Consider the following 5,480-nt stretch of genomic DNA (forward strand, 5'->3'; position numbering starts at 1 on the left):
GGCTGACACTCGCCGAGATCGGCTCGAAGCTTGGCCGTTCGGTCGGCTGGGTCAGCCAGGTCGAGCGCGGTCTGTCGACGCCGTCGCTCGGTGACCTCCGAGCCTTCGCCGAACTGTTCGGCGTGCCGATCAGCCTGTTCTTCAGCCATGACGTACCTGTCGAAAGCGAGCGCGGCGTGGTCGTGCGCGCTGGCAGGCGCCGCACGCTTGGCACAAGCGAATCCGGCCTGGTGGAGGAGCTTCTGTCGCCCGATCTCGGCGGTAGCTTCGAGATGGTGCGTTCGGTCTTCGCGCCGGGCGCGGAACTGAAGGCCGAGGCGCAGCGGCCGACCGAAGAAGCTGGATACGTCGCCTCCGGGCTGTTCGACATCGAGATCGGAGGTGTCTGGCATCGGCTTGGCGAAGGCGACTCCTTTCGCTTTGAAGGCAAGCCTTACCGCTGGCGCAATCCGGGCGCGGAGCCTGCAATTGTCATCTGGGTGGTTTCACCACCCGTCTATTGAGTTCAAGTTTGGAGAAGAACATGGCGGGTTTGCCGAGCACGGCGCGCGTGGTGATCATCGGAGGCGGTGCCGTCGGCACTTCCGCGCTCTACCATCTCGCCAAGGCGGGCTGGACCGACTGCGTGCTCTTGGAAAAGAACGAGCTGACTTCGGGCTCGACCTGGCATGCCGCCGGCAACGTGCCGACTTTCTCCTCGTCCTGGTCGCTGATGAACATGCAGCGCTATTCGACCGAGCTTTATCGCGGGCTGGCCGACGCGGTCGACTATCCCATGAACTATCACGTCACCGGCTCGCTGCGCCTTGCCCACACGAAAGAGCGCATGCAGGAATTTCAGCGCGCCAAGGGCATGGGCCGCTACCAGGGTATGGACATCGACATCGTCGGCGTCGACGAGATCCAGCGCCGCTATCCCTTCATCGAGACGCATGATTTGAAAGGCGCGCTCTACGACCCGAGCGACGGCGACATCGATCCGGCGCAGCTCACCCAGGCGCTGGCCAAGGGCGCGCGCGACATGGGCGCGAAGATCATCCGCTTCTGCCCGGTCACAGGCGTGCGCCGCGAGAACGACGAGTGGGTGGTCGAGACGGCGCAAGGTGAGATCCGCTGCGAGATCGTCGTCAATGCCGCCGGCTACCGCGCCGCCGAAGTCGGCCGGATGTTCGGCCGCGACGTGCCGATGATGGTGATGAGCCATCAGTACATATTGTTCGAGGAGATTCCCGAACTGGCGGCATGGTCGAAGGAACAGGGCAAGAAACTGCCGCTGCTGCGCGACGTCGACACCTCCTACTATCTGCGCCAGGAGAAGAACGGGATGAATCTCGGCCCCTATGAGCGCAATTGCCGCGCGCATTGGGCCAGCCACAACGACCCGATGCCGGAGGATTTTTCCTTTCAATTGTTCCCCGACGACCTCGACCGGCTGGAACATTATCTGGCCGATGCCGTCGCCCGCGTGCCGATCCTTGGCACCGCCGGCCTGTCCAAGGTGATCAACGGGCCGATCCCCTACACGCCGGACGGCAACCCGCTGATCGGCCCGATGCCCGGGGTTCCCAATGCCTTCGAGGCCTGCGTCTTCACCTTCGGCATTGCCCAGGGTGGCGGCGCCGGCAAGGTGCTGGCCGAATGGGTGACAGAGGGCCGGACCGAATGGGACATGTGGTCGTGCGACCCGCGCCGCTTCACTTCCTTTGCCTCGGCGCCGGACTACTGCGTCGCCAAGGGCATGGAGATCTACGGCAACGAATATGCCATCCAGTTCCCGCGCCATGCCTGGCCGGAAGGCCGCGACCGCAAGCTGTCGCCGATCCATGATCGCATCAAGGCGCTCGGCGGCCGCTTCGACGCCTATAATGGCTGGGAGCGTGCCACCTGGTACGCACAAGACGGCGATGACATTTCCGAGGAAGCCACGCTGACCTTCCGCCGCGACGGACCGTGGCATCATCGCGTGCGCGAGGAGTGCCTGGCCGTGCGCGATGCCGCCGGCATTTTGGACCTGCCGGGCTTCTCGCGCTTCAACCTCGACGGTCCCGGTGCCGCCGAATGGCTGAGCCTGCAGGTCACCGGGCTGGTGCCGAAGGCAGGCCGCATCGGTCTCGTCTATTTCGCCGACGACAAGGGCCGCATCGTCACCGAAATGTCCGTGGTGCGCCACGACGACAACCTGATGACGCTGATCACCGCGGCGGTCGCGCAGTGGCACGATTTCGAATGGCTGAAATCGCGCATGCCCAAGGATGCGCCGTTCAGGCTGATCGACCGGACCGAGGAATTCTCGACCCAGATCCTGGCCGGCCCCAACTCGCGGAAAATCCTCGCCGATGTCTGCGAAGCCGACCTCACTTTGCCATGGCTGACGCATCAGGAGACAAAGATCGCCGGTCGCTGGGCCAAACTCGTGCGCGTCTCCTTCGCCGGCGAACTCGGCTGGGAAATCCACACCAGGGTGGACGACACATCAGCCATCTTCGACGCCGTCTGCGCGGCAGGCCAGCAACATGGGCTGAAGCCGTTCGGCATGTATGCGTTGGATTCACTCAGGCTTGAAAAAGGCTACCGCACCTGGAAGGGCGACCTGTCGACCGACTATTCGATCCTGCAGGGCGGGTTGGAGCGCTTCGTCAAATGGGACAAGCCCGATTTCCGTGGCAAGGCTGCACTCCAGAACGAAAAGCAGCAAGGCGTGAAGAAGCGCTTCGTCACGCTGGTTATAGAGAACCCGGGCGACTGCGACGCCCCTTCGGTGTCGACGCTCTGGCATGACGGCAAGATCGTCGGCGAGACGACGTCCGGCGGTTGGGGCCACCGGGTCGACAAGTCGATCGCGCTCGGCATGCTGCGCGCCGATCTGGCCGAGCCAGGCACATCAGTCGAGGTCGAAATCTTCGGTGACCGCTTTCAGGCGATCGTGCAGAAGGATGAACCGTTGTGGGATCCGAAGAACGAAAGGCTGCGCGCATGAAGAAAATCATCCTCACCGATGGCGGCATGGGCCAGGAACTGGTCCGCCGCAGCAAATCCGAGCCGACGCCGCTATGGTCAGCCCGGGTGCTGATCGACGAACCGGATCTGGTGCGCGACCTGCACGCGGAATTCATCCGTGCCGGCGCCCGTGTCATCACCATCAACACCTATTCGGCAACACCCGAACGCCTGGCGCGCGAGGGCGCGGAAGACCTCTTCAAGCCGTTGCAGAAGCGCGGCATCGAATTGGCCAGACAGGCCCGCGACGAGGCCGGCGATGCAGCCATCGCCGGCTGCCTATCGCCGCTTTTCGGCAGCTATGCACCGGCACTGACCATTTCCTTCGAGGACACGCTCGATATTTACCGCCGCATCGTTGCCGAGCAGGCCGATGGCGTCGACCTGTTCCTGTGTGAAACCATGGCGTCGGCGGACGAAGCCCGCGCGGCGGTCACCGCGGCATCGGAAAGCGGCAAGCCGGTATGGGTGTCGTGGACGCTGGCCGACCACGGCAAGCCGCGGCTGCGCAGCGGCGAAGCGATAGCCACCGCGGCAAGCGCGCTCGACGGCCTGGCAGTCGCCGCGCGGCTGGTCAATTGCTGCCGGCCGGAAGCAATCGCCGCGGCTTTGCCTGAACTGATCGGCCTCGGCGGCCCGGTCGGCGCCTACGCCAATGGCTTCACGTCAACCGAAGCACTCAAGCACGGCGGCACCGTCGATGTGCTGCACGCTCGTCACGACCTTGGCCCGGATGCCTATGCCGACCAGGCGATCGGCTGGGTCGAGGCTGGGGCAAGCATCGTTGGCGGCTGCTGCGAAGTCGGACCACCGCACATCGCCGCTCTGCGCGACCGGCTCGAACAGGCCGGCTACGAAATTTCGGGAGTTTTGCATGCCTAGACCATCATCGCGCATTTCCGGCATCGTGCCTTCGGGCAAGGACGGCTGGGAAGTCCATTTCGCCGCCTGGACGCGCAAGGAGGCCGGCGAAGACATCATCATGCTGTCGGTCGGCGACCATGATTTCGACGCGCCTTCGCAGACGATCGAAGCCTGTGTGACCGCGGTTCGCGGCAGCAATCATCACTACACCCCGCTTCCCGGCCTGCCGCGCCTGCGCAAGGCGATGGCGGCGGCCTCGAGCGCCTGCACCGGCGTCGAGACGTCGCCGGATCAGGTGATCGCCACGCCGGGCGGCCAGGCCGCACTCTATGCGGCCGTGCAGGGCGTGCTCGACCAGGGCGACCACGCCATCGTCGTGGCGCCCTATTATGCCACCTATCCCAACACGTTCAGCGCCGCAGGCGCTGACTTCACCGTCGTCGAGACACCGGCCGAGGATGGCTTCCAGCCACGTGCCGACATGATCCGCGCGGCAATCCGGCCGAACACGCGCGCTATCCTGATCAACACGCCGAACAATCCGACAGGTGCGGTCTATTCGCGCGAGCGGCTGGAGCAACTGGCAGAAGTCTGCCGGGAGCACGACCTCTGGCTGCTGTCGGACGAAGTCTACTGGACGCTCGGCGGCGGCGAGCACGTCTCGCCGCGCTCGCTGCCAGGGATGGCCGAGCGCACGCTGGTCATCAATTCGATGTCCAAGAGCCACGGCATGACCGGCTGGCGCATGGGCTGGCTGACGGGACCGGAGGAGATGATCACGCTCATGATCAATCTCAATCTGGTGACGACCTACGGCCTGCCGGCCTTCATCTCGATCGCCTGTTCCGAGGCGCTGGAGAACCGTTACGGCGTCAAGGAGATCGCCGAACGTTACGCGGCACGCCGCACCGTCTTGCTCGACGCCGTGCGGGGCATGAACGACGTGACCGTGCGCGGTTCGGAGGGCGGCATGTATGTCATGCTCGACATCTCGGCCGTCGAACCGGACGATGAGAAATTCGCCTGGGCCCTGCTCGACAAGGAAAAGGTCGGCGTCATGCCCGGCTCCAGCTTCGGCGAGGCGGCCGCCGGCCACATTCGCATCAGTCTCTGCCAGCCCGAACCGGTGCTGCAGGAAGCTGCACTTCGTCTGCGCCGCTTTGCTTCCAGCTACCGTCGCGAGGCAGCATGACCGCCAAGGCAGTTCCCGCCAAAGCAAGGGCGGTCATCATCGGCGGCGGCGTTTCCGGCTGTTCGGTCGCCTATCACCTGGCCAAGCTTGGCTGGACCGATATCGTGCTTCTCGAACGCAAACAGCTGACGTCGGGCACGACATGGCATGCCGCCGGCCTGATCGGCCAGCTGCGCGGCTCGCAGAACATGACGCGGCTGGCGAAATATTCCGCCGACCTCTACGTCAAGCTGGAAGCCGAGACCGAGGTCGGCACCGGCATGCGCCAGGTCGGTTCGATCACCGTGGCGCTGACCGAGGAGCGCAAGCACGAGATCTACAGGCAAGCATCGCTGGCGCGTGCCTTCGATGTCGATGTCCGCGAGATTTCGCCCAGGGAAGTCAGCGAGCTGTACCCGCATCTCAATGTTTCCGATGTCGTCGGCGC

5 protein-coding genes are annotated in these 5,480 nt (G+C 64.6%); all 5 read left to right on the forward strand.

Features of this window, described 5'->3' with window-relative positions; translation table 11 throughout:
- Positions 1-2 precede the first annotated feature (2 nt).
- Positions 3-503: an XRE family transcriptional regulator gene (locus tag EN906_RS21400; RefSeq protein WP_245484309.1), complete on the forward strand. Its 501-nt coding sequence runs from the start codon at positions 3-5 to the stop codon at positions 501-503.
- A gap of 20 nt (positions 504-523) precedes the next feature.
- The gene (locus EN906_RS21405; protein ID WP_127269322.1) at positions 524-2,977 is read left to right on the forward strand and encodes an FAD-dependent oxidoreductase; all 2,454 of its coding nucleotides are present in this window, start codon (positions 524-526) and stop codon (positions 2,975-2,977) included.
- Positions 2,974-3,879, forward strand: a complete 906-nt coding sequence (locus tag EN906_RS21410; RefSeq protein ID WP_127269321.1) for a homocysteine S-methyltransferase family protein — start codon at positions 2,974-2,976, stop codon at positions 3,877-3,879. The genes EN906_RS21405 and EN906_RS21410 overlap by 4 nt, the downstream gene beginning before the upstream one ends.
- Positions 3,872-5,053 carry a pyridoxal phosphate-dependent aminotransferase gene (locus tag EN906_RS21415; protein WP_127375352.1) on the forward strand — a complete coding sequence of 394 codons (1,182 nt, stop codon included), beginning with the start codon at positions 3,872-3,874 and terminating at the stop codon, positions 5,051-5,053. The genes EN906_RS21410 and EN906_RS21415 overlap by 8 nt, the downstream gene beginning before the upstream one ends.
- A partial coding sequence (locus EN906_RS21420) for an FAD-binding oxidoreductase (protein ID WP_164777277.1) occupies positions 5,050-5,480 on the forward strand: 431 nt, incomplete at its 3' end. The genes EN906_RS21415 and EN906_RS21420, both read left to right, overlap by 4 nt.

Origin of the sequence: Mesorhizobium sp. M7A.F.Ca.CA.004.06.1.1 (assembly GCF_003999135.1) — a bacterium.
Lineage (GTDB): Bacteria > Pseudomonadota > Alphaproteobacteria > Rhizobiales > Rhizobiaceae > Mesorhizobium.